Source organism: Streptomyces sp. NPDC012888, from assembly GCF_042900645.1.
Classification (GTDB): Bacteria; Actinomycetota; Actinomycetes; order Streptomycetales; family Streptomycetaceae; genus Streptomyces.
The window spans coordinates 159,059-180,109 of record NZ_JBIBBM010000004.1; the positions used below are offsets into that span (position 1 = coordinate 159,059).

Sequence of the window (21,051 nt, forward strand, 5' to 3'; positions counted from 1 at the left end):
CGTGATGTTCCCGGGTCAGAGGACGCGCGGAGACCCGAGCGCGGTTGCAGTAAGCCCTGCTTGCCCCCATTACTGCCCGTACGGGGGAAATTGCAGGGCCAGCTCGGTGACCTCCGTACGGGTCCGCGAGGGTTCCTCCCGCAGGGCCCGGCCGAACAGCACAGCGATCCGGTGCATCTCGTCCTCCCCCATCCCCTGCGTGGTCACCGCCGCCGTACCGAGCCGCACGCCGCGCTGGTCGCCGTACGGCAGGGCGCAGGTGTCCAGGACCATTCCGGCGGCCGCCAGGCGTTGGCGGGCGGCACGGCCGTCCACGCCGAGGGGGGCCGGGTCGGCGGTGATCAGGTGGGTGTCGGTGCCGCCGGTGGTGATCGCGAAGCCCTGGTCGGCGAGGGCACCGGCGAGGGTGCGCGCGTTGGCCACGACCTTGTGCGCGTAGCTGCCGAAGGCGGGGGTGGCCGCCTCGCCGAACGCCACGGCCTTGGCGGCGATGCTGTTCATCTGGGCGCCGCCCTGGCTGAAGGGGAACACCGCGCGGTCGATCCGTTCGGCGAGCTCGGCGCCGCACAGCAGCATCCCGCCGCGCGGGCCTCGGAGCACCTTGTGGGTGGTCGCGCAGACCACGTCCGCGTACGGCAGGGGGCTGGGCGCGGCGCCACCGGCCACCAGGCCGATCGGGTGCGCGGCGTCGGCGATGAGGTAGGCGCCCACCTCGTCGGCGATCTCGCGGAAGGCGGAGTACTCCGGGTGCCGGGGGTAGGCGATGGAGCCGCAGACGACGGCCTTCGGCCGGTGGGCGCGGGCCAGCTGCTGGACCTCGTCGTAGTCGATGAGGCCGGTCTCGGCGTCGACCCCGTAGCCGACGAAGTCGAACCAGCGACCGGAGAAGTTGGCGGGCGAGCCGTGCGTGAGGTGGCCGCCGTACGGGAGGCCCATGGCCAGCACGGTGTCCCCGGGCCGCAGCAGCGCCGCGTAGGCGGCGAGCACGGCCGCGGAGCCGGAGTGCGGCTGGACGTTGGCGTGCTCGGCGGCGAACAGGGCGCAGGCGCGTTCCGTGGCGATCCGTTCGGCGAGGTCGGCGTACTCGCAGCCGCCGTGGTAGCGGGAGCCCGGGTAGCCCTCGGCGTACTTGTTGACGAGCGCGGAGCCCAGGGCGGCCAGCACGGCCGGGGAGGTGAAGTTCTCGGCGGCGATCAGCTGGAGGGTGCCGGCCTGCCGCCGGGCCTCACCGGCGAGCACGTCGGCCATCTGCGGGTCCTGCCGGCCGAGCAGGTCCGCGTGCAGGGTGGTGGCAGTCATGGCGTGACTCCCGCGCGGCTGGGGGCTGGTACCGCCACTGTAGGCCGCGACCGCGGCCTCCGCCCGTCGCCGCTCGGTGGGCTCCGCCCTGGGGTGGGGGCGGGCTAGCGGCGGGCGGTGACGCCGGTGAGGGCGGTGACGACCGGGTCGAGGGCCTGGCTGATCTCGTCGCCGATGGAGCGGAAGAAGGTGATGGGTGCGCCGTACGGGTCGTGGACCTCGTCCGCGTCGGCGGAGGGGGCCAGCAGCCAGCCGCGCAGGGCCGCGGCGGCGCGGACCAGGGCCCGGGCGCGGGCGGCCATGCCGTCGTCGAGGGGCGGTAGCGTCGCCGGGTCTATGGCGCGGACCAGGCGGGTGAACTCCTTCAGCGTGAAGGTGCGCAGGCCCGCCGAGTGCCCCATGGAGATGACCTGGGCGCGGTGGTCGCGGGTCGCGGTCAGCACCAGGTCGGCGCGGATGACGTGCTCGTCGAGGAGCTCGCGGCCGGTGAAGCCCGAGGCGTCCGCGCCGAAGTCGGCCAGGACCGCCGCCGCGTTGGCCTCCATGGGGGCGCCCTCGTGCCCCCAGGTGCCCGCGCTCTCCACGATGAGGCCGGTGGTGGCCGCGCCGCCGAGGCGGTCGGTCAGGGCGTGCCGGGTCAGCCGCTCAGTGATGGGCGAGCGGCACACGTTGCCGGTGCTGACGTGGAGTATGCGGAAGGTGTCGGTCGCTATGCCACGCCCCTCAGGGCTCACGGGGCCACCTCAAGGTCGGGTACGACCTCCCGCAGCTGGTCGGCCGAGAGCGCACCTTCCCGGAGGAGCACCGGCACCTTGCCGGTGACGTCGACGATGGACGACGGCTGGATGCCGGGGGTGGGGCCGCCGTCGAGGTAGACGGAGACCGAGTCGCCGAGCATCGCGCGGGCCGCGTCGCAGTCCTCCGGCGCGGGGTGGCCGGTCAGGTTCGCCGAGGAGACGGCCATCGGGCCGACGTCGGTGAGCAGCTCGATGGCGACCGGGTGCAGCGGCATCCGGACGGCGACCGTGCCGCCGGTCTCGCCGAGGTCCCAGGCCAGCGAGGGCTGGTGCTTGGCGACCAGGGTGAGCGCACCGGGCCAGAAGGCGTCGACGAGCTCCCAGGCCTGCTCGGAGAAGTCGGTGACGAGGCCGTGCAGGGTGTTCGGGGAGCCGATGAGGACCGGCGTGGGCATGTTGCGGCCGCGGCCCTTGGCGGCGAGCAGGTCGCCGACGGCCTCGGCGCTGAAGGCGTCCGCTCCGATCCCGTACAGGGTGTCGGTGGGCAGCACGACGAGTTCGCCGCGACGCACGGCGGATGCGGCTTCGCGCAGACCCGTCTTGCGGTCCGTCGCGTCGTTGCAGTCGTATCGCCGGGCCATCAGCGGGACTCCTCGTACGTCTTGAAGGGGGCGGGGCGGGGGGAGCGGGTCACGGCAGCGCCTTGCGGGCGGTCGCGAACCGGGGGCGGTTGTTGAGGTCCGGGTGGTCGGCGGCGTCGGCCCAGCCCCGCTCCTCGGCGAAGATCCACGGGACCTGGCCGCCCTGGGTGTCGGCGTGCTCGACGACGACGATGCCGCCGGGCCGGAGCAGCCGGTGGGCGGTGCGCTCGATGCCGCGGATGGTGTCGAGGCCGTCCTCGCCGGAGAACAGCGCCATCTCGGGGTCGTGGTCTCGGGCCTCGGGGGCGACGTACTCCCACTCGGTGAGCGGGATGTACGGAGGGTTGGAGATCACGAGGTCCACTTGGCCGTCGAGCTCGGGCAGCGCGCTCAGCGCGTCGCCCTGGTGGACGGTGACCCGGGAGCCCTCGGCGTTCTTGCGGGTGTAGACGAGCGCGTCGTCGGACAGCTCCACGGCGTGCACCCGCGAGCGGGGCACCTCCTGGGCCATGGCGAGGGCGATCGCGCCGGAGCCGGTGCACAGGTCCACGATCAGCGGTTCGACGACGTCCATGGCGCGGACGGCGTGTATGGCCCAGTCGACGACCGACTCGGTCTCCGGGCGGGGGACGAACACCCCGGGGCCGACCTGGAGCTCCAGGTAGCGGAAGAAGGCCCGGCCGGTGATGTGCTGGAGGGGTTCGCGCGCCTCCCGGCGGGCGACGGCCTCCCAGTACCGGGCGTCGAAGTCGGTGTCCTTGACGTGGTGCAGTTCGCCCCGCTTGACGCCGTGCACCCACGCGGCGAGCTCTTCCGCGTCGAAGCGCGGTGAGGGCACGCCCGCGGCGGCCAGCCGCTGGGTGGCCTGGGCCACCTCGGCAAGCAGCAAGTTCATCTGCGCTGGTCCTCCGGGGTCGTACGGCGGGCGGGGTCTGACGCGTCCTACTGGGCGGCGGCGAGCTTCGCGGCCGAGTCGGCGTCGACGCAGGCCTGGATGACCGCGTCGAGGTCGCCGTCGAGCACCTGGTCCAAGTTGTACGCCTTGAAGCCGACCCGGTGGTCCGAGATCCGGTTTTCCGGGAAGTTGTACGTACGGATCTTCTCGGAACGGTCCACGGTGCGCACCTGGCTGCGGCGGGCGTCCGCGGCCTCCTGCTCGGCGGCTTCCTGGGCGGCGGCGAGCAGCCGGGAACGCAGGATGCGCATGGCCTGCTCCTTGTTCTGGAGCTGGCTCTTCTCGTTCTGGCAGGAGGCGACCACGCCGGTCGGGAGGTGCGTGATGCGCACGGCCGAGTCGGTGGTGTTGACGGACTGGCCGCCGGGGCCGGAGGAGCGGTACACGTCGATGCGGAGGTCGTTGGGGTTGATCTCGACCTCGACCTCCTCGGCCTCCGGGGTGACGAGCACGCCGGCGGCGGAGGTGTGGATGCGGCCCTGGGACTCGGTGGCGGGCACGCGCTGCACGCGGTGGACGCCGCCCTCGTACTTCATCCGGGCCCAGACGCCCTGGCCGGGCTCGGTGGCGCCGTTGCCGCCCTTGGTGCGGACGGACACCTGGACGTCCTTGTAGCCGCCGAGCTCGGACTCGGTGGAGTCGATGATCTCGGTCTTCCAGCCGACGCGCTCGGCGTAGCGCAGGTACATGCGGAGCAGGTCGCCGGCGAACAGGGCGGACTCGTCGCCGCCCGCGCCGGCCTTGATCTCCAGGAGCACGTCCTTGTCGTCGCTGGGGTCGCGCGGGACGAGCAGCAGGCGCAGCTTCTCGGTCAGCTCCTCGCGCTGCGCGGTGAGCTCCTTGACCTCGGCCACGAAGTCCGGGTCGTCGGCCGCCAGCTCCTTGGCCGTGTCGATGTCCTCGGCCGCCTGCTTCCACGCCCGGAAGGTGGCGATGATCGGTGTCAGCTCCGCGTAGCGCTTGTTCAGCTTGCGCGCGTTGGCCTGATCGGAGTGGACCGACGGGTCGGCGAGCTTCTTCTCGAGGTCGGCGTGCTCGCCGACCAGGTCCTCGACCGCCTCGAACATCTTCGGGCTCCTGGGTGAAAGATCTGCGTAAGGGCTGGGGCAGGCTGTCCTGCTGCGGGACGACAAAGGCGCCGGTCCGGCCACCCCCGTGTGTTCAGGGGGCGGCCGGAGACCGGCGCCGGGGTCGCGCTACTTCTTGGCGGCAGCCTTGCCGAAGCGGGCCTCGAAGCGGGCCACACGGCCACCGGTGTCGAGGATCTTCTGCTTGCCCGTGTAGAACGGGTGGCACTCGGAGCAGACCTCGGCACGGATGGTGCCCTCGGTCAGGGTGCTACGGGTGGTGAACGACGCGCCGCAGGTGCAGCTGACCTGGGTCTCGACGTACTCGGGGTGGATCTCGCGCTTCAAGGTGTCTCCTAGTTTCGGGAGGGCGCCGGGTCGCAGTCGCGGAATTGCTCCATGCGTGAACCGGGGCCGACGTACCAGTCTGCCAGGACTGGCCCGCCTGACAAAATTCGAGGACGCCCACCTCAACGGGGACCGGGGGCCGGGTATTCCGGCCGCCGGTTCAGCGGATGATCGATCCGGTGGTGCCCTTGTCGCCGGCCGAGTTCGCGGTGGCTTCGGCGGGGATCGGCCGGTCGGCGAGCAGGGCGTCCCAGACCAGCCCGGACTCCTTCCGGAGGGGGGCGACCCGGTTGGGGTCCCGGGTGTCGGGGACCACCGGCAGGGTGATCATGTGCATGTCCTGGGCGTCGATGCCCTTCAGGCCCTGCGCGAACCCCATCAGCGACTTCACGTCGCCGAGCTGCTTGTCGGTGGTGATCGACTTGGTGCCGACGTCGGCGAGGTCCAGCAGCTTCTTCGGGTTGTCGAACACCCCGATGCCCTTGACCTGCTTGATCAGCGCCTTGATGAAGGCCTGCTGGAGCTGGATCCGGCCCAGGTCGCTGCCGTCTCCGACGCTCTTGCGGGTGCGGACCAGGCCGAGGGCCTGCTCGCCGTCGAGCGTGTGGGTGCCGGCCGGCAGGTCCAGGTGGCTGGCGCCGTCCTTGATCGGCTTGGTGGTGGTGATCTCGACCCCGCCGAGAGTGTCGACGATCTTCTTGAAGCCGGTGAAGTCCACCTCGATGTAGTGGTCCATGCGGATCCCGGACATCTTCTCCACGGTCTTCACCGCGCACGCCGCCCCGCCGACGGTGAACGACTCGTTGAACATCCGCCGCGGGCCGCCCGGGTCGTTCTTCCCGTCGGTCGTGGTGCAGGCGGGCCGGGTGACCAGGGTGTCCCTGGGTATGGAGACGATGCTGGCCTTCTCGCGGCCGTGGTAGAGGTGCACGATCATCGCGGTGTCGGAGCGCGCCGACCCGCCGTCGTCGGCCCCGTACTCGGCGTTCGCCCCGCCGCGGGAGTCCGAGCCGAGCACCAGGATGTCCATGGAGCCGTTGTCCACGTCGGCCGGCCGGTCCTTGCCGAGCGCCGCGTCGATGTCCACGCTCTTCAGGTTGCCGTTGAACTTCACGTAGAAGTAGCCGAGGCCGGCACCGCCGAGGACCACCACCCCGGCCGCGGTCCACGCCGCGACCGCCAGCGCCCTGCGCCGTTTCGGCGGTTTCCGCCGCCGCCCGGACCCGGCTCGCCGGCCGCGGCCCCTGGTGTCCTCGCTCATGTATCCCTCAGCCCCAGTCCTCGGTCGCCTGCCCCCGGCTCCCTGTCACGTCGAAGGACGGCGGGCGGACGCCCAGGGTTCCACGGGGGCCGGGACGCGACTGTGCCCACCGTGCGGACACGGTGGGCACAGTCGGTGGCGACAGAGCGTCGTTATCGCCCTGTGACCTGCGGTTTCACCCCAGGAGGTCGAACTGGGACCAGCCCGTCCCCATGCTCTTGCGTGTGGCGAAGGTCGCACCCGTGGCCGCGCCGGTGCCCGGGAAGAGCCACATGCGGTCGCCCTCGCGGGCCAGCAGGTCGGCCCGGCCGTCGTCGTCGACGTCGCCGACCGTGGCGAAGCCGGTGTACGAGCTGCCGAGGGTGCCGACCTGCACGCGCGCCGTGAAGGTGTTCAGCCCCGCGGTGCCGGTGCCCTTATACAGGTAGAGCGCCCCGGCCGGGGTGCGGGCCAGGATGTCGGCCTTCCCGTCGCCGGTGAGGTCGCCGTGACCGAGGACCTGGCTGTACGCCTGCCAGCCCGGGCCGGCGTCGATCTCGGCGCGGAAGCCGCCGTACCCGGTGCCCGGGTGCACGGCCAGCCGGCCGTCCGACCGTACGGAGACCAGGTCGGGCAGGTCGTCGCCGGTGACGTCGCCGGGGGCCAGGAAGGTCCGCCGGGTGGCGAAGTTCGTCAGGTAGGTGTGCGTCCAGCCCTTGCCGGCCACCCAGTGAGTGCGGAACAGCGAGCCGTTGCTCTGCCGGCGGACGATGTCCTGCGCCCCGTCCCGGTTCAGGTCGGTCTGCACGGCCAGGTCGGTGAGCCGGTAGTCCCCGGAGGTGGTCGGGGTGGCGCCGTACAGGCCGCTGCCGTAGTAGATCCGCGGGATCATCGCGCCGTCGGAGGCGCGGCGGGCCAGTACGTCGGCCCGGCCGTCCTTGCTCCAGTCGGTGTCGGCGGCACGGGCCCGGATCGGCCCGGCGTACGAGGTGACCTTGGCGAACACCGCGTAGGCGCCCTGGTACACGCAGCCCTGGGCCCCCCAGGAGACGATGCCGATCAGCCGGCCGTTGCGGACCAGCGGGCCGCCGGAGTCGCCGTTGCAGGTGGTGGTGGTACCCGCGTCGGACCCGGAGGCGGGCGACCCGGCGCACACCATGTGGCCGCGGATCAGGTCGTTCTGCCAGAAGGCGGCGCAGGTGTCGTCGGACACCAGTGGGAGCGTGGCCTTCTTGAGGGCCGGCGACAGGTCCAGGCTGGCGGAGGTGTAGCGGCCCCAGCCGTAGGTCTCGGCGTTGCCCGGCCCGTACAGGGCGGTGTCGTTGCTGCGGGCCACCGGCAGGGTCTTGGTGGTGACCGCCTTGGACAGGGTCAGCACCGCCACGTCGTTGTCGTAGCTGACGGGGCCGTACGAGGGGTGCATCCACTGGCGGCGGACGGCGACCGGGGTCCCGCCGTGCCAGTCGGTGACGTTGTCCGCGCCGGTGGTGGGGAGCTTGTCCCCGCCCACCACGACGACGCTGTCCTTGGTCCAGTCCAGGCCGACGACGCAGTGCGCCGCGGTCAGGATCTTCGTGGGGGCGATGACCGTGCCGCCGCAGAAGAACGACTCGTCGTCGCCCGGGTCCGCGGTGTCGCGGTCGTCGTAGTAGTGCAGCTGCGCCATCCACGGCGCGTTCGCGATGGACTCGGTCGTGCCGCCGATGATGTACGGGGAGGCCTTCGGGGGCGCGGTCCCCGGGGCCTTCGGCGGGACGGGCTTGCTGGGCGTGCGGTCCAGCGGCTCGGTCGTCATCGAGCGGGCGACGCGCCGGCCCAGCTCGGTGACGGAGGGCTCGTCGGTGGTGACGGCCTGCGCGGAGGACGCTGTGAGCCCCGTACCGAACAGGGCGAACACGGACACTGCGACAGGAACCGCCAGGCGCGATGTGCGTATGTGCAACGCGCGACATCCTTCTTTTGTGGCCCGCGAGTTGAGGCCGGGGTGTGGGATTCGCGGCGATCCTACGACAGCGCCGCCCCCACCCGGGCGGGTGGGGGCGGCGCTGGTGCGACGCTGGTCGTCGAGGACCCGTCGTCAGTCGTTGTTGACGGCCGAGGGGGTCGTCTTGGCGATCTGCATCAGGAACTCGGCGTTCGACTTCGTCTGCTTCATCTTGTCGAGCAGCAGCTCGATCGCCTGCTGCGAGTCGAGCGCGTGCAGCACCCGGCGCAGCTTCCAGACGATGGCGAGCTCCTCGCTGTTGAGGAGGATCTCCTCCTTGCGGGTGCCCGACGGGTCGACGTCGACGGCCGGGAAGATGCGCTTGTCGGCGAGCTTCCGGTCAAGCTTGAGCTCCATGTTGCCGGTGCCCTTGAACTCCTCGAAGATCACCTCGTCCATGCGCGAGCCGGTCTCGACGAGCGCGGTGGCCAGGATGGTCAGCGAGCCGCCGTCCTCGATGTTGCGCGCGGCACCGAAGAAGCGCTTCGGCGGGTAGAGCGCGGTCGAGTCGACACCACCGGACAGGATGCGGCCGGAGGCGGGCGCCGCGAGGTTGTACGCGCGGCCCAGACGGGTGATCGAGTCCAGCAGGACGACCACGTCGTGGCCCAGCTCGACCAGGCGCTTGGCACGCTCGATGGCCAGCTCGGCGACGGTCGTGTGGTCCTCGGCCGGGCGGTCGAAGGTCGAGGAGATGACCTCGCCCTTGACCGACCGCTGCATGTCGGTGACCTCTTCCGGACGCTCGTCGACCAGGACGACCATCAGGTGGCACTCGGGGTTGTTGGTGGTGATCGCGTTGGCGATCGCCTGCATGATCATGGTCTTGCCGGTCTTCGGCGGGGCCACGATCAGACCGCGCTGGCCCTTACCGATCGGCGACACGAGGTCGATGATGCGGGTGGTCAGCACGCCCGGGTCGGTCTCCAGGCGGAGCCGGTCCTGCGGGTACAGGGGGGTGAGCTTGTTGAACTCGGGGCGGCCGCGACCGGATTCGGGCGCCATGCCGTTCACCGAGTCCAGGCGCACCAGCGCGTTGAACTTCTCGCGGCGCTCGCCGTCCTTGGGCTGGCGCACGGCACCGGTGACGTGGTCACCCTTGCGCAGGCCGCTCTTGCGGACCTGGGCGAGGGAGACGTAGACGTCGTTCGGGCCGGGCAGGTAGCCCGAGGTCCGGATGAACGCGTAGTTGTCGAGGATGTCGAGGATGCCCGCGACGGGGATCAGGACGTCGTCGTCGGCGACCTGCGGCTCGCCGCCGCCGAACTCCTCGCGGCCACGGCGGCCACGGCGGTCGCGGTAGCGGCCGCGACGGCCCCGGCGCCCGCCCTCGTCGTCGAAGTCGTCCTGCGGACCGCTGTCCTGGCGGCCCTGGCCCTGGGCCTGGCCCTGCTGGCCCTGACCCTGGCCCTGGCCGCGGCCGCCCTGGCGGGCACGGCCGTCGCCGGCCTGGCCCTGGTCGCGGTCACGGTCACGGCGGCGCTCGCCGCCCTGCTCCTGGCCCTGACCGCGCTCGGCACGGTCACCGCGGTCGCGGTCACGGCGGTCGCGGCGGTCGCGGCGGCCGCGGCCCTCGCCGGTCTCCTGACCGACGACCGTGGCCTCGGCCTTGGTCTCGGACCGCTCGGCGGCGGGCGCCTCGGTCTTCTGCTCGACCGGGACGGTCTGCACGGCGGCGGCCGGGGCCGCGGCCTCGGGGCTGCCGGAGGGCGCGGTGGCGCGGCGGCGGCGGCGCTCGCCGGCCGGTGCCTCCTCGCCGCCCGCGGGCTGACCGGGGATGTCGATCTGCTGCTGGGCGGCGGGCTTCTCGGCGGCGGGGGCCGCTTCCTCGGCGGCCGGCTGGCCCGTACGGGCCTTGCTCGTGGCACGGCGCTTCGGCTTGGTCTCGGCGGCGGCGGTGTCCGCGGCCTTCGGGGCGCTGCCGCCTGCGGCCTGCGCCTCCTTGATGACCTCGATCAGCTGGCTCTTGCGCATGCGCGCGGTGCCCCTGATTCCGAGGCCGGACGCGACCTGCTGCAGCTCGGCCAGGACCATGCCCTCAAGGCCGGTGCCGGAGCGTCGGCGCTTGGGCGCGGTGCCCGCGGCGGGGGCACTGGCGTCGACACTGGTGTCGGCAACGCCCATCAGATCGGTGGTGTCGCTCACGAAGGGTCCTTCCCTGGAGCGGACGTCGGCCTGTCTGGCTCGGCGACCGGTTGTGCTGTCCGACCGCGGTCCGAGGTGTGGACCGTGTCGGGGCGGTGGCCGCCGCTGTCGATACGGTTCGATGCGGCGGAGAGATACGTGCGTGGGTCCGGCGAGAGGTCTCCCAGCTGGAAGCGTGGGAATGTGTCACGCCGATTCCGGAGCGTGCTCGAAAACTGCCTGGCAGCGATCAAAGCAGTTGGGGAGGCTCCCGGAAGAAGGGTGGTCCCGGATGGGGACACTGAGCACCGAGCCCTGGCGGCTTCGGATGCGCACTTGAGGTTAACACTACCGGATCCAACAGACATTCCCCCTCTCACTCACCGGCAATCGCGCTCTTCCGCCCGGGCGCGGGGGTGGCCTGCCCGACCACCCCGCGCCCGGCGGCCGACATCAGCCGCCCTGGTTGCCCAGCGGAAGCACGCTCGCGCCCGCGGCGTCGAGTGCGAGCCGGTTGGCCGCCCATCCCTCGCCCGCGAGCTGCGCGACCTTGTCGGCCGCGCCGTTCTCGACCAGCGCGAGCACCGTGGGGCCCGCGCCGGAGATGACCGCGGGGACGCCGTCCGCCCGCAGCCGGTTCACAAGTGCCACGCTGTCCGGCATCGCCGGGGACCGGTAGTCCTGGTGGAGGCGGTCCTCGGTGGCGGGGAGCAGCAGCTCGGGACGCCTGGTCAGGGCCTCGACGAGCAGGGCCGCGCGGCCCGCGTTGACGGCCGCGTCCACGTGGGGGACGGTGCGCGGCAGGAGTCCGCGCGCGGTCTCGGTCAGGACCGGCTTGGACGGGACGAAGACCACCGGAACGATGGAATCGGCGGGGTCCATCCTGATGGCCTTGGCGCTGCCGCCGTCCATCCAGGCGAGGGTGAACCCGCCGAGCAGGCAGGCGGCCACGTTGTCGGGGTGGCCCTCGATCTCGGTGGCCAGTTCGAGCAGGGCCGCGTCGTCGAGCCTGGCCTCGCCGCCTATGGTGACGGCGCGGGCGGCGACGATGCCGGCGCAGATGGCGGCGGAGGAGGAGCCGAGGCCGCGGCCGTGCGGGATGCGGTTGGCGCAGACGACTTCGATACCGCGGGGCTGCCCGCCCAGCAGGTCGAAGGCGGTGCGCATGGAGCGGATGAGCAGGTGGCTCTCGTCGCGGGGCAGGGTCTCGGCGCCTTCGCCCGCGATGTCGATGTTCAGGCCGGAGTCGGCCACCCGGACGACCACGTCGTCGTAGAGCCCCAGGGCCAGGCCGAGGGCGTCGAAGCCCGGGCCGAGGTTGGCGCTGCTGGCGGGGACGCGCACACGTACGGCGGCGGCGCGGAACGCTGGACCGGCCATCGCTCGATGACACTCCTTGTTGCTGTGCGGGACCCTCGCTGGAGATCGCCCGCTGTGAATTTCCTGAATGTACCGGAGAACGTACGACACCCGAAGGCCACGGGGCAGCACCGCGTCGTGCGCGGTGGCGGATGTAAGTACAGCGTATCGAAGGAAGGTTCTGTCGCGACATAGGGCGCACAGGAGGCGCACGATGCGTGTCGCGGACCTCCCCGATGGTTCTGGCGGGCTATGCCCCGGCTTGCCGGGTTCCGCGCGCTGCGGAACCCGGCATACCGCTTTTCTCGGAGACCCCTGGAGGGGTCGGTCAGACCAGTCCGAGGCGGACGGCGGCCGCCTCGGCGTCCACCGGAACGGTGACCGGCTGCGGAGCACCGGCGATCGCCCAGTCGGGGTCCTTGAGGCCGTTTCCGGTGACCGTGCAGACGATCTTCTGCCCCGGGTCCACCAGGCCGAGCTCGGCCGCCTTGAGCAGGCCGGCCACCGAAGCCGCCGAGGCGGGCTCCACGAACACACCCTCCTGGGAGGCCAACAGGCGGTAGGCGGCCAGGATCTGGCGGTCCGTCACCTCGTCGATGAAGCCGCCCGACTCATCCCGGGCCGCGAGCGCGTGGTCCCAGGACGCGGGGTTGCCGATCCGGATCGCGGTGGCGATGGTGTGCGGCTCCTTGACCGGCTCGCCGCGCACGATCGGCGCGGAGCCGGAGGCCTGGAAGCCCCACACACGGGGCGTGCGGGAGGCGAGGCCGTCGGCCTTGTACTCCTTGAAGCCCTTCCAGTAGGCGGTGATGTTGCCGGCGTTGCCGACCGGCAGCACGTGGACGTCGGGGGCGTCGCCGAGCGCGTCCACGATCTCGAACGCGGCCGTCTTCTGCCCCTCGATGCGCACCGGGTTGACGGAATTGACCAGCGCGACCGGGTAGTTGTCGGACAGCCGGCGGGCCAGCGTCAGGCAGTCGTCGAAGTTGCCGTCCACCTGGAGGATCTTGGCGCCGTGCACGAGGGCCTGGCCCATCTTGCCCAGGGCGATCTTGCCCTGCGGCACGAGGACGGCGGAGACCATTTGGGCGCGCACCGCGTACGCGGCGGCGGAGGCCGAGGTGTTGCCCGTGGAGGCGCAGATGACCGCCTTGGCGCCCTCCTCCTTGGCCCGGGAGATGGCCATGGTCATGCCGCGGTCCTTGAAGGAACCGGTGGGGTTGGCGCCCTCCACCTTCAGGTGGACCTCGCAGCCGGTGCGCTCGGACAGCACCTGGGCGGGGACGAGCGGAGTACCGCCCTCGCGGAGCGTGATCACGGGAGTCGTTTCGGTGACCGGCAGCCGGTCCCGGTACTCCTCGATGATGCCCCGCCACTGGTGGGTGCGATTGCTGCTCATGGGTCCTTTACTCCCCTTCGACACGCATGATGCTGGCGACACCGCGCACGGTGTCGAGCTTCCGCAGCGCCTCGACGGTCCCGGAGAGGGCGGCGTCGGGTGCGCGGTGGGTGACGACGACGAGGGAGGCCCCGTCGCCGGCGCTTTCGGAATGGCCCTGCTGCCGGACGGTGTCGATGGACACGCCGTGCTCCGCGAAGCGGGTCGCCACCTGGGCGAGGACGCCGGGCTTGTCGGCCACATCGAGGCTGATGTGGTAGCGGGTGACGACCTCCCCCATGGGGCTGACCGGCAGCTGGGTGTACGCCGACTCGCCCGGCCCCGTTGCCTCGGCGAGCTTGTTGCGGCAGACGGCGACCAGGTCGCCGAGGACCGCGGAGGCGGTCGGCGAGCCGCCCGCGCCCGGGCCGTAGAACATGAGCCGGCCGGCGGCCTCCGCCTCGACGAAGACGGCGTTGTACGCCTCGCGCACCGACGCCAGCGGGTGGCTGAGCGGGATCATCGCGGGGTGCACCCGGGCCGTGACCGAGCCGCCGTCGGCGGCCCGCTCGCAGATGGCGAGCAGCTTGATGGTGCAGCCCATCCGCTTGGCGGAGGCGAAGTCGGCGGCGCTGACCTCGGTCATGCCCTCGCGGTGCACGTCGTCGAGCCGGACCCGGGTGTGGAAGGCGATGCCGGCGAGGATGGCGGCCTTGGCGGCGGCGTCGTAGCCCTCGACGTCGGCGGTCGGGTCGGCCTCGGCGTACCCGAGGGCGGTGGCCTCGTCCAGGGCCTCCTGGTAGCCAGCGCCGGTGGTGTCCATCTTGTCGAGGATGAAGTTGGTGGTGCCGTTGACGATGCCCATCACCCGGTTGATCTTGTCGCCGGCGAGGGACTCGCGCAGCGGCCGGATCAGCGGGATGGCGCCGGCGACGGCGGCCTCGTAGTAGAGGTCCAGGCCGGCCTGGTCGGCGGCGGCGTGCAGGGCGGCGCCGTCCTGGGCGAGCAGCGCCTTGTTGGCGGACACCACCGAGGCGCCGTGCTCGAAGGCGGTGGTGATCAGGGTCTTCGCGGGCTCGATCCCGCCGATCACCTCGATCACCACGTCGATGTCCCCGCGTTTGACCAGCGCGGTCGCGTCGGTGGTGATGAGGGCCGGGTCGATGTTCTCGCGGACCTTGGAGGGGCGCCGCACGGCCACGCCGGCGAGTTCCACCGGCGCGCCGATCCGCGCCGTCAGATCGTCGGCGTGCGTCGTCATGATGCGCGCCACCTCTGAGCCGACCACTCCACAGCCCAGCAGCGCCACCTTCAGCGGACGCGTACGCATCATGAGACCTAAGCCTTTCGATCTGAGATCAGTTCGATCCGTCCCGGATCCGCGGAATTGCGGATCCGGCGGTGTAAACCAGTCTCACTCACCGGACAGAGGATTCCATCCTCCGTCCAGCAACTGAGACGTCTATTTCATCATCCGAGGTCGAGACGCAGGAGGTCTTCCTCCGTCTCCCTCCGGACGATCACCCGGGCCGCACCGTCGCGGACCGCGACGACGGGCGGGCGCAGCGCGTGGTTGTAGTTGCTGGCCATGGAGCGGCAGTAGGCGCCGGTGGCCGGTACGGCGATCAGGTCGCCGGGCGCGAGGTCCGCCGGCAGGAACGCGTCCTTGACCACGATGTCGCCGCTCTCGCAGTGCTTGCCGACCACCCTGGCCAGCATGGGCTCGGCCTCGGAGGCGCGCGACACGAGCGCCACGCTGTACTCGGCGTCGTACAGGGCGGTGCGGATGTTGTCGGACATGCCGCCGTCCACGCTCACGTACGTCCGCAGGCCCTCCAGCGGCTTGATCGTGCCGACCTCGTAGAGGGTGAACGCGGTCGGGCCGACGATGGCGCGGCCCGGCTCCACCGAGATGCGAGGGGCGCCGAGCCCGGCGGCCTCGCACTCGCGGGCGACGATCTCGGTGAGCGCCTTGGCGATCTCGTGCGGCTCGCGCGGGTCGTCCTCGGAGGTGTAGGCGATGCCGAGGCCGCCTCCGAGGTCGATCTCCGGCAGCTCCACGCCGTGCTCGTCGCGCACGGCGGCGAGCAGCCGCACGACCCGCTTGGCCGACACCTCGAAGCCCGCCATGTCGAAGATCTGAGAGCCGATGTGCGAGTGGACGCCGATCAGCTCCAGGCTGTCGTGGCCCAGCGCGCGCCGTACGGCCTCGGCGGCGGAACCGTCGGCGACGGCGATGCCGAACTTCTGGTCCTCGTGCGCGGTGGCGATGAACTCGTGCGTGTGCGCCTCGACGCCGACGGTGACCCGGATCTGCACGCGCTGGCGCACCCCGAGTTCGGCGGCGAAGTGCGCGACCCGGGCGATCTCCTGGTAGGAGTCGAGCACGATCCGCCCGACGCCCGCCTCGACGGCCCGCCGGATCTCCCCGACCGACTTGTTGTTGCCGTGGAACGCGATCCGCTCGGCGGGCATCCCGGCGGCGAGGGCCGTCGCCAGCTCCCCGCCCGAGCACACGTCGAGGTTGAGCCCCTCCTCCTTCAGCCAGCGCACGACGGCCTTGGAGAGGAAGGCCTTCCCGGCGTAGAACACGTCGGCGTCCTTGCCGAAGGCGTGCGCCCAGGCGCGGCAGCGGGCCCGGAAGTCCTCCTCGTCGAGGAAGTACGCGGGCGTGCCGAACTCCTCGGCCAGCCGCGTCACTTCGAGGCCGCCGACCCGGACCACGCCGTCGTCGCCGCGCCGCACGGTCTGCGACCACACCTTCTCGTCGAGCGCGTTCAGGTCGGCGGGCGGCGCCGTGTAGTGCCCCTCCGGGAGATCGGCGGCGTGGCGGGGCCCTGCGGGGTGTGCGGAACGACTCATGACGACAACCTCTTACTCTTGCTCACTCAAAGCTCTCGGGACTGCTGGGAATGCCGAGCAGGGCCAGGCCGCCGGCCAGCACCGTCCCGGCGGCTTCGGCAAGGGCCAGCCGGGCGCGGTGGGCGGCCTCGGGTTTCTCGTCCCCGACGGGCAGTACGAGGTACTGGAAGTCGAGCAGGGCGTCCGCGACCACGACCAGCTGCCGGACCAGCCGCTCCGGCTCGCCGCGGCGGGCCGCGGCCTCCAGGGCGAGCGGGTACTCGCGCAGCGCGGTGACGAGGGCCACCCCGGCGCCGCTGCCCGCTTCCCCGGTGTCGTCCCCGGTGTCTTCCCCGGCGCCCTCCCCGGGGTCGGCGCGGAACCCGAGCAGGGCGGCGTTCCGGGTCAGCGCCCGGACCCGGTCCTGGGCGTAGCGCACCTGGAAGTACTCGCTGGACTCGTCCTGCACGGCCAGGCGGGCCGTGAACTCCGGTGTCTCCCGGACCCCGCCGCGGAGCATCCCCCAGCGGGCGGCGTCCTCGCCGAAGCGCCGTACGACGTCGTGGTCGCTGCGCCGCAGCGGCGCGACCTCCGGTGCGTCGCCCGCGGGCAGCCCCTGCGAGGCCCGGATCCGCCGCACCGCCCCGCCGACGACCTGCCGGCGCAGCTCGCCGGCATGGTCCAGCTCCTCGCGGGGCGGTACACCCGTGTGGCCGGGCCCGAACCCGTACCGCTCCCCTTCCCGCGCCACGGCCCGGACCAGTTCGCCGACGTCGGCCGCGTCGAGGGTGAAGTTGAGGAACCCCGGCCCGGTGATCTCGACGGCCCGCACCCCGGGCTCCCGCTCGAGCCGCACGGCCAGCACCCGGGCCACGTCGAGGGGCTTCATCCCCGCGGCCCCGGCCACCTGGAGGGCGACGGGGCTGGCGTACTCCCCCACCCCTCCGGGGCGGGTCCGCTCGACGGGCACCCGCCGGGGCACGCGCGCGGCACCCAGTTCCCCGGCGTCGACGGCGGCGCTCAGCGCCCGTACGGCGGCATCGGGAAGATCGGCGGGATTCACGGCACCAGCCTAGGCGAGAAGCCCCTCCCGACCGCGAAGGGTTTCGCCATGTGAACGCCGCCCCGCGCGAGGGGCCTCCTCAGACGCTCCCGCGCCCGGCGGCGACGCCCCTCCGCTCGACGAGCCCCCGTACGAGCCGCACGAGCTCGGCCGGCTCGAAGGGCTTGGCGAGGAACGCGTCCACCCCGGCCTCGACGCCGTCCCGGACCTCGTCCTGGGTGCAGGCGCTGACGATGGCGAGGGGCAGGTGACGGGTCCGCGGATCGGCCCGCAGCCGCGAGGCCGCGGAGAACCCGTCGAGCCGCGGCATGACCACATCAAGCGTCACGACGTCGGGGCGCACGTGGTGCACCACGTCCAGGCACTCGGCACCATCGGCCGCGGTCACGACCTCGAAGCCCTCCAGTTCGAGGTTGACCTTGATCAGCTGCCGGATGACCTTGTTGTCGTCGACAACAAGCACCCGGCCCGAGGCGCCTGGCACAACTCGAGAGTAGGTTGCCGCCCGCCCCCGCGTCCGGGTTTTCCCCACTTCCACCCCCTCCGGGCGACCCAACCCCCCTCCTGCCCGAAACCCGTTCCTGATCACCCCCGAGTAGCTGGTAGTGTTCTTCCCGTCGCCGCGAAACGCGGAAGACGCGCCCCCGTAGCTCAGGGGATAGAGCAACGGCCTCCGGAGCCGTGTGCGCAGGTTCGAATCCTGCCGGGGGCACTTCGCAGGAAGTGCCCAAGACCCCGTCACCAGCGACACAACGCTGAGGCCGGGGTCTTCGCGTATGTGCACCCAACTGCAGCCGTGCGCGCAGCCGTATGCCGGGGTCCGTGGACTATTCGTGGACGGGGAGCTTGCCCCTTGCCCCTTGCCCCTTCCCCGTCGCCGAGCCGTGAGGCACGCGGATCGGGACCGAACGGTGATGCGCACGGCGGTCCGTTCGGAGCCCGGCGGGCGCATACTGGTCACGATGACAAAGCCAGCCGCACCGAAGCGCCATCTGCCGAGCAGCCCCTTCAAAGCCCCGCCCGCGCCACCCCCCAAGCACTTCGCGGTGGGTGACCAGGTCACGCACGACGTGTACGGACTCGGCCGAGTGATCGGCGTCGAGGACGGAACCGCGACGCTCGTCGATTTCGGTTCGGTGCAGAAGCGGATCTTGAGCCCGTACGCCAAGATGGTCAAGCTTTAGGGCCGCTGTCCCAGCCCGCGCGGCGCAGCGCCGCGATTCGAGCTGACGACGCAACTGCCGCTGACCGCGCGGCAGGTCGCTGCTCGCGGCCTGTCCCTGAACCGGCGAAGCGGATGGCACCACACCTGTCCCCTCGACCAGCACGTGAGGCGCACAGGGCCTCAGGAGCCGTGTGCCCAGGTTCGAATCCTGCCGGGGCACTTCGCACGAAGTGCCCGAAGACCCCGTCACCAGCGACAACGCTGAGGCCGGGGTCTTCGCGTATGTGCAGCCAACTGCCGTTCTGCGCGGCCCCATGAGCTTCCGTGGGCACCGGCCGTCGAGGTCCGGAACGCGCCGGGGCTCGCGTGAGGAGGCATGACCCTCGATGAGAGGGTCCGCGCATCCGCCGCCAAGGCGGCCCCGGGTCAACTGACCCGCTCCCGTCCGCCGGCTGGTCGGGAAAGGTGGTGGGAACGCCCCGAGTTCGTCGATCGTGGGACGCGGCGGGGCTGGGCGGGAGACTTGCCCAAGCCCGAGTATCCGACGGTGGTCAGGGCCGGCGACTGCCTGCGGGGCAAGACCCCCTTCCCCGTTCCCAGGGACCAGAGGCCCGTGAAGGTCGTTTATCAGCCGTCGGGAGATGTGACCGCCACCGGGTGGTCCATCCCTGCTGAGTAGGACCCGATGTGCGCCTGCGGTACGGGCGGAGTCGCAGCGGACGGGACGGATCGCTTACGACGGGTGCCAGTTCGGGTATCACGGCGGCCCGTTGAGCAGTGACCCCGCTGCCGTGCGCTGGTTCCGGGGGCCGGCTTCGAGCGGGCGGCGGTGCGCGAGGTGTGCGGCGGCCGGTTGCTGGTGGAGTGTATGAGGGAGGGGGGTTCGGATCGGTTGATCTGGGGGTTGAGGGGGGTGTGGGTGGGGTGCCTAGAATCCGGGCAAGAGGCCTCGATGCGCCTTTGACCTGGCGTTTTGTGGCACCGGAAGCTCGTATGACGATGGGGACGGCACAGATGCGGGAGCTGGCGGAGACGGCGCGGCAGTGGGTGTCCGAGGGGCGGGAGGCGTTCCTGGCGCGGCCGGTGACCGAGCAGGGTTTCGGTCCGCGGGAGCCCGCCGGGGCGATGCTGGTCGATCCGCGCGGGGAGTGCGTGGGCTCGCTGTACCGCGGGGTGTTCGACGCCGAGCTCGTCGCGGAGGCCGGTGCGATGGCGCCGGGGGCGTCGGCCCGGCTGTGCGAGGTGTCGGTCCGCCGGGCCGAGGCCGAGGGGGCGGGGCTGACCTGTGGAGGTGGGGCCGAGGTGCTGCTGCAGCCGCTGGCGGCGGTGCCGGTCGAGTGGTGGGACCTGCTGGGGCAGGGGGCGGGGGTGGCGCTGGTCACCCGGCTGGACGAGGCCGCCGTGTACGCCGAGAGCGTGGTGGTGCGGGCGGCCGACCGGCCCGGTACCGATGCCGAGCGGCGGGCCGCGGAGCTGCTGGCCACCCGCCGGGCCGGGCGGGACGCGCTGTACGGGGAGTCCGGGCTGGTGCTGATCGAGGCGTACCCGTCGGCCCCGCACGTGGTGATCTGCGGGGGTGGCGAGCTCGCCGAGGTCATCGCGCGGCAGGTGCGGCTGCTGGGCTGGGAGGCGGTGACCGCCTCCGGGGCCGGGGCGGCGCGCAAGGCGCTGGTGGAGTACCGGGAGGCGGCGTGCCTGGTGGTGCTGACGCACGAGCCGGAGTTCGACGTGCCCACCCTGCGGACCGGCCTGGAGCTGGGCGTTCCCTACGTCGGGGCGCTGGGGTCGCGGAAGACCACGGCGCGGCGGCGTGAGGGGCTGCTCGCGGCGGGCGTGGGCGAGGCGGAGCTGGCGCGGGTGCACGGCCCGATCGGGCTGGACCTCGGGGCGCGTACCCCGGCGGAGACGGCGCTGGCGATCTGCGCGGAGATCCTGGGCGTGCTGGGCGGGCGGGACGGCGGTGCCATGCGCGACACCACCGGCCCCCTCAACCCGTGACGGGGCCGCTCGCGGTCGTCAGTCGCTGCCCAGGGCCTTCTTGAGCTCGGCCTTGTTCATGTCCGAGCGGCCGTGGATGTTGCGGCGCTGCGCCTCGGCGTAGAGCTGGTCATACGTCGGGCCCTGGGCGCCCTTGTGGGAGCGCTGTCCGCCGCGCTTCGAGGAGGACATGTCCTCGAGGGACTGCTTGCTGGCGGTCTTGGACTCGCCGGCGCGGGCGCGTTCCTTGTTGACGGTGCGGGCTGCGATCTCCTCGGCGCGCTTCTCGGACTCGCCGCGGTCCATGGCGCTGTCCTTGATGTGCTCGTACTGGCGTTCCCGCTTGGGGGAGGATCCGCGGGGCATGGCGGGGCTCCTTGGTGTAGGCGGTGGTGTGTGCAGGGTGTCTGCTGTAGGTGGTGTCTGCCTGAGACGCCTACCCGGGGGCTGCGGGGAAATTCGTATGGTTCGCCTGGCATGCACCCGTTTGGAGTGGGTACACGCGGCCCATGGAAACGACCGACGCCTGGTTCTGGGTCGTGGGAATCGTCGTGGCCGGTTTCCTGCTCGGCATGTTCGTGCTGGGCAGGCGGGTGCGCGACCGCGAGCCGGAACCGCCGAGCCCGGAGAGCCAGCCCCACCTGCCCAGCGGAGGGGCGGTCTTCGAGGTCCGCGAGGAACGCGACCAAGTGGAGATCCCTGAGGGCGGTCTGCGGCCGCACGAGATGCAGGGATACGGGAACTTCGGTTCCAGGACCTCCGACCACCCCGACGACGTCCGCCGCGAGCGGGAGTCCGAGCACCACAAGCACCACGGCGGCTGGCAGCCGCAGCAGCCCGAGCGTCCGCACGGCGGCGGGCGGCCGTAGGCAT

19 protein-coding genes and 1 tRNA gene are annotated in these 21,051 nt (G+C 72.1%); 4 read left to right on the plus strand and 16 right to left on the minus strand.

Annotated elements, in window-relative coordinates; genetic code table 11:
* Positions 1-69: 69 nt before the first annotated feature.
* The 15 genes from glyA to ACFY61_RS08200 all read right to left on the minus strand — a co-directional run bounded on the left by glyA (position 70) and on the right by ACFY61_RS08200 (position 17,568).
* Positions 70-1,299: a serine hydroxymethyltransferase gene (glyA, locus tag ACFY61_RS08130; RefSeq protein WP_389468526.1), complete on the minus strand. Its 1,230-nt coding sequence runs from the start codon at positions 1,297-1,299 to the stop codon at positions 70-72.
* 104 nt (positions 1,300-1,403) lie between these two features.
* Positions 1,404-2,033 (minus strand): protein-tyrosine-phosphatase, encoded by a 630-nt coding sequence (locus ACFY61_RS08135; protein WP_389468528.1) that lies wholly within the window; start codon positions 2,031-2,033, stop codon positions 1,404-1,406.
* The gene (locus tag ACFY61_RS08140; RefSeq protein WP_389468530.1) at positions 2,030-2,677 is read right to left on the minus strand and encodes an L-threonylcarbamoyladenylate synthase; all 648 of its coding nucleotides are present in this window, start codon (positions 2,675-2,677) and stop codon (positions 2,030-2,032) included. Before ACFY61_RS08140 ends, ACFY61_RS08135 begins: the two co-directional genes overlap by 4 nt.
* A gap of 49 nt (positions 2,678-2,726) precedes the next feature.
* Positions 2,727-3,572 carry a peptide chain release factor N(5)-glutamine methyltransferase gene (gene prmC, locus ACFY61_RS08145; protein WP_389468532.1) on the minus strand — a complete coding sequence of 282 codons (846 nt, stop codon included), beginning with the start codon at positions 3,570-3,572 and terminating at the stop codon, positions 2,727-2,729.
* A gap of 47 nt (positions 3,573-3,619) precedes the next feature.
* Positions 3,620-4,699 carry a peptide chain release factor 1 gene (gene prfA, locus ACFY61_RS08150; RefSeq protein WP_389468534.1) on the minus strand — a complete coding sequence of 360 codons (1,080 nt, stop codon included), beginning with the start codon at positions 4,697-4,699 and terminating at the stop codon, positions 3,620-3,622.
* A 129-nt stretch (positions 4,700-4,828) separates the two neighbouring features.
* The gene (rpmE, locus tag ACFY61_RS08155) at positions 4,829-5,047 is read right to left on the minus strand and encodes a 50S ribosomal protein L31 (RefSeq protein ID WP_046909139.1); all 219 of its coding nucleotides are present in this window, start codon (positions 5,045-5,047) and stop codon (positions 4,829-4,831) included.
* A 160-nt stretch (positions 5,048-5,207) separates the two neighbouring features.
* Positions 5,208-6,308 (minus strand): LCP family protein, encoded by a 1,101-nt coding sequence (locus ACFY61_RS08160; protein ID WP_389468537.1) that lies wholly within the window; start codon positions 6,306-6,308, stop codon positions 5,208-5,210.
* Positions 6,309-6,483: 175 nt separating this feature from the next.
* Positions 6,484-8,190 (minus strand): trypsin-like serine protease, encoded by a 1,707-nt coding sequence (locus ACFY61_RS08165; protein WP_389468539.1) that lies wholly within the window; start codon positions 8,188-8,190, stop codon positions 6,484-6,486.
* Between the two features lie 174 nt (positions 8,191-8,364).
* Positions 8,365-10,416, minus strand: coding sequence for a transcription termination factor Rho (rho, locus tag ACFY61_RS08170; RefSeq protein WP_389468541.1), 2,052 nt, complete (start codon positions 10,414-10,416; stop codon positions 8,365-8,367).
* A 432-nt stretch (positions 10,417-10,848) separates the two neighbouring features.
* Positions 10,849-11,775 carry a homoserine kinase gene (gene thrB, locus ACFY61_RS08175; RefSeq protein ID WP_389468544.1) on the minus strand — a complete coding sequence of 309 codons (927 nt, stop codon included), beginning with the start codon at positions 11,773-11,775 and terminating at the stop codon, positions 10,849-10,851.
* Between the two features lie 307 nt (positions 11,776-12,082).
* A complete protein-coding gene (gene thrC / locus ACFY61_RS08180; RefSeq protein ID WP_389468546.1) occupies positions 12,083-13,153 on the minus strand; it encodes a threonine synthase in 1,071 nt (356 codons plus the stop codon).
* A gap of 7 nt (positions 13,154-13,160) precedes the next feature.
* The gene (locus ACFY61_RS08185; RefSeq protein WP_389468549.1) at positions 13,161-14,465 is read right to left on the minus strand and encodes a homoserine dehydrogenase; all 1,305 of its coding nucleotides are present in this window, start codon (positions 14,463-14,465) and stop codon (positions 13,161-13,163) included.
* A 137-nt stretch (positions 14,466-14,602) separates the two neighbouring features.
* Positions 14,603-15,994 carry a diaminopimelate decarboxylase gene (gene lysA, locus ACFY61_RS08190; RefSeq protein WP_389468552.1) on the minus strand — a complete coding sequence of 464 codons (1,392 nt, stop codon included), beginning with the start codon at positions 15,992-15,994 and terminating at the stop codon, positions 14,603-14,605.
* A 22-nt stretch (positions 15,995-16,016) separates the two neighbouring features.
* On the minus strand, positions 16,017-17,036 hold the full coding sequence (gene nrtL / locus ACFY61_RS08195) for an ArgS-related anticodon-binding protein NrtL (RefSeq protein ID WP_389468555.1): 1,020 nt from the start codon (positions 17,034-17,036) through the stop codon (positions 16,017-16,019).
* 79 nt (positions 17,037-17,115) lie between these two features.
* A complete protein-coding gene (locus ACFY61_RS08200) occupies positions 17,116-17,568 on the minus strand; it encodes a response regulator (protein WP_389468557.1) in 453 nt (150 codons plus the stop codon).
* A gap of 108 nt (positions 17,569-17,676) precedes the next feature.
* Here ACFY61_RS08200 and ACFY61_RS08205 point away from each other — a divergent pair.
* The 3 genes from ACFY61_RS08205 to ACFY61_RS08215 all read left to right on the plus strand — a co-directional run bounded on the left by ACFY61_RS08205 (position 17,677) and on the right by ACFY61_RS08215 (position 20,199).
* Positions 17,677-17,748: transfer RNA gene (locus ACFY61_RS08205), tRNA-Arg, on the plus strand.
* Between the two features lie 250 nt (positions 17,749-17,998).
* A complete protein-coding gene (locus ACFY61_RS08210; RefSeq protein ID WP_389468560.1) occupies positions 17,999-18,220 on the plus strand; it encodes a hypothetical protein in 222 nt (73 codons plus the stop codon).
* Between the two features lie 974 nt (positions 18,221-19,194).
* A complete protein-coding gene (locus ACFY61_RS08215) occupies positions 19,195-20,199 on the plus strand; it encodes an XdhC family protein (RefSeq protein ID WP_389468563.1) in 1,005 nt (334 codons plus the stop codon).
* 18 nt (positions 20,200-20,217) lie between these two features.
* Here the strand turns inward: ACFY61_RS08215 and ACFY61_RS08220 are convergent, their stop codons facing one another.
* Positions 20,218-20,544, minus strand: a complete 327-nt coding sequence (locus ACFY61_RS08220; protein WP_389468566.1) for a plasmid stabilization protein — start codon at positions 20,542-20,544, stop codon at positions 20,218-20,220.
* Positions 20,545-20,687: 143 nt separating this feature from the next.
* Here ACFY61_RS08220 and ACFY61_RS08225 point away from each other — a divergent pair, with 143 nt between their 5' ends.
* Positions 20,688-21,047 (plus strand): DUF6479 family protein, encoded by a 360-nt coding sequence (locus ACFY61_RS08225; protein ID WP_389468569.1) that lies wholly within the window; start codon positions 20,688-20,690, stop codon positions 21,045-21,047.
* The last annotated feature ends 4 nt before the right edge of the window (positions 21,048-21,051 follow it).

Excerpts from the sequence above, each read along its gene's own strand:
- glyA (WP_389468526.1), bottom strand. The coding sequence starts at position 1,299 with ATGACTGCCACCACCCTGCACGCGGACCTGCTCGGCCGGCAGGACCCG.
- ACFY61_RS08140 (WP_389468530.1), bottom strand. The coding sequence starts at position 2,677 with ATGGCCCGGCGATACGACTGCAACGACGCGACGGACCGCAAGACGGGT.
- prmC (WP_389468532.1), bottom strand. The coding sequence starts at position 3,572 with ATGAACTTGCTGCTTGCCGAGGTGGCCCAGGCCACCCAGCGGCTGGCC.
- prfA (WP_389468534.1), bottom strand. The coding sequence starts at position 4,699 with ATGTTCGAGGCGGTCGAGGACCTGGTCGGCGAGCACGCCGACCTCGAG.
- ACFY61_RS08160 (WP_389468537.1), bottom strand. The coding sequence starts at position 6,308 with ATGAGCGAGGACACCAGGGGCCGCGGCCGGCGAGCCGGGTCCGGGCGG.
- thrB (WP_389468544.1), bottom strand. The coding sequence starts at position 11,775 with ATGGCCGGTCCAGCGTTCCGCGCCGCCGCCGTACGTGTGCGCGTCCCC.
- thrC (WP_389468546.1), bottom strand. The coding sequence starts at position 13,153 with ATGAGCAGCAATCGCACCCACCAGTGGCGGGGCATCATCGAGGAGTAC.
- ACFY61_RS08185 (WP_389468549.1), bottom strand. The coding sequence starts at position 14,465 with ATGATGCGTACGCGTCCGCTGAAGGTGGCGCTGCTGGGCTGTGGAGTG.
- lysA (WP_389468552.1), bottom strand. The coding sequence starts at position 15,994 with ATGAGTCGTTCCGCACACCCCGCAGGGCCCCGCCACGCCGCCGATCTC.
- ACFY61_RS08210 (WP_389468560.1), top strand. The coding sequence starts at position 17,999 with ATGACAAAGCCAGCCGCACCGAAGCGCCATCTGCCGAGCAGCCCCTTC.
- ACFY61_RS08215 (WP_389468563.1), top strand. The coding sequence starts at position 19,195 with ATGACGATGGGGACGGCACAGATGCGGGAGCTGGCGGAGACGGCGCGG.
- ACFY61_RS08220 (WP_389468566.1), bottom strand. The coding sequence starts at position 20,544 with ATGCCCCGCGGATCCTCCCCCAAGCGGGAACGCCAGTACGAGCACATC.
- ACFY61_RS08225 (WP_389468569.1), top strand. The coding sequence starts at position 20,688 with ATGGAAACGACCGACGCCTGGTTCTGGGTCGTGGGAATCGTCGTGGCC.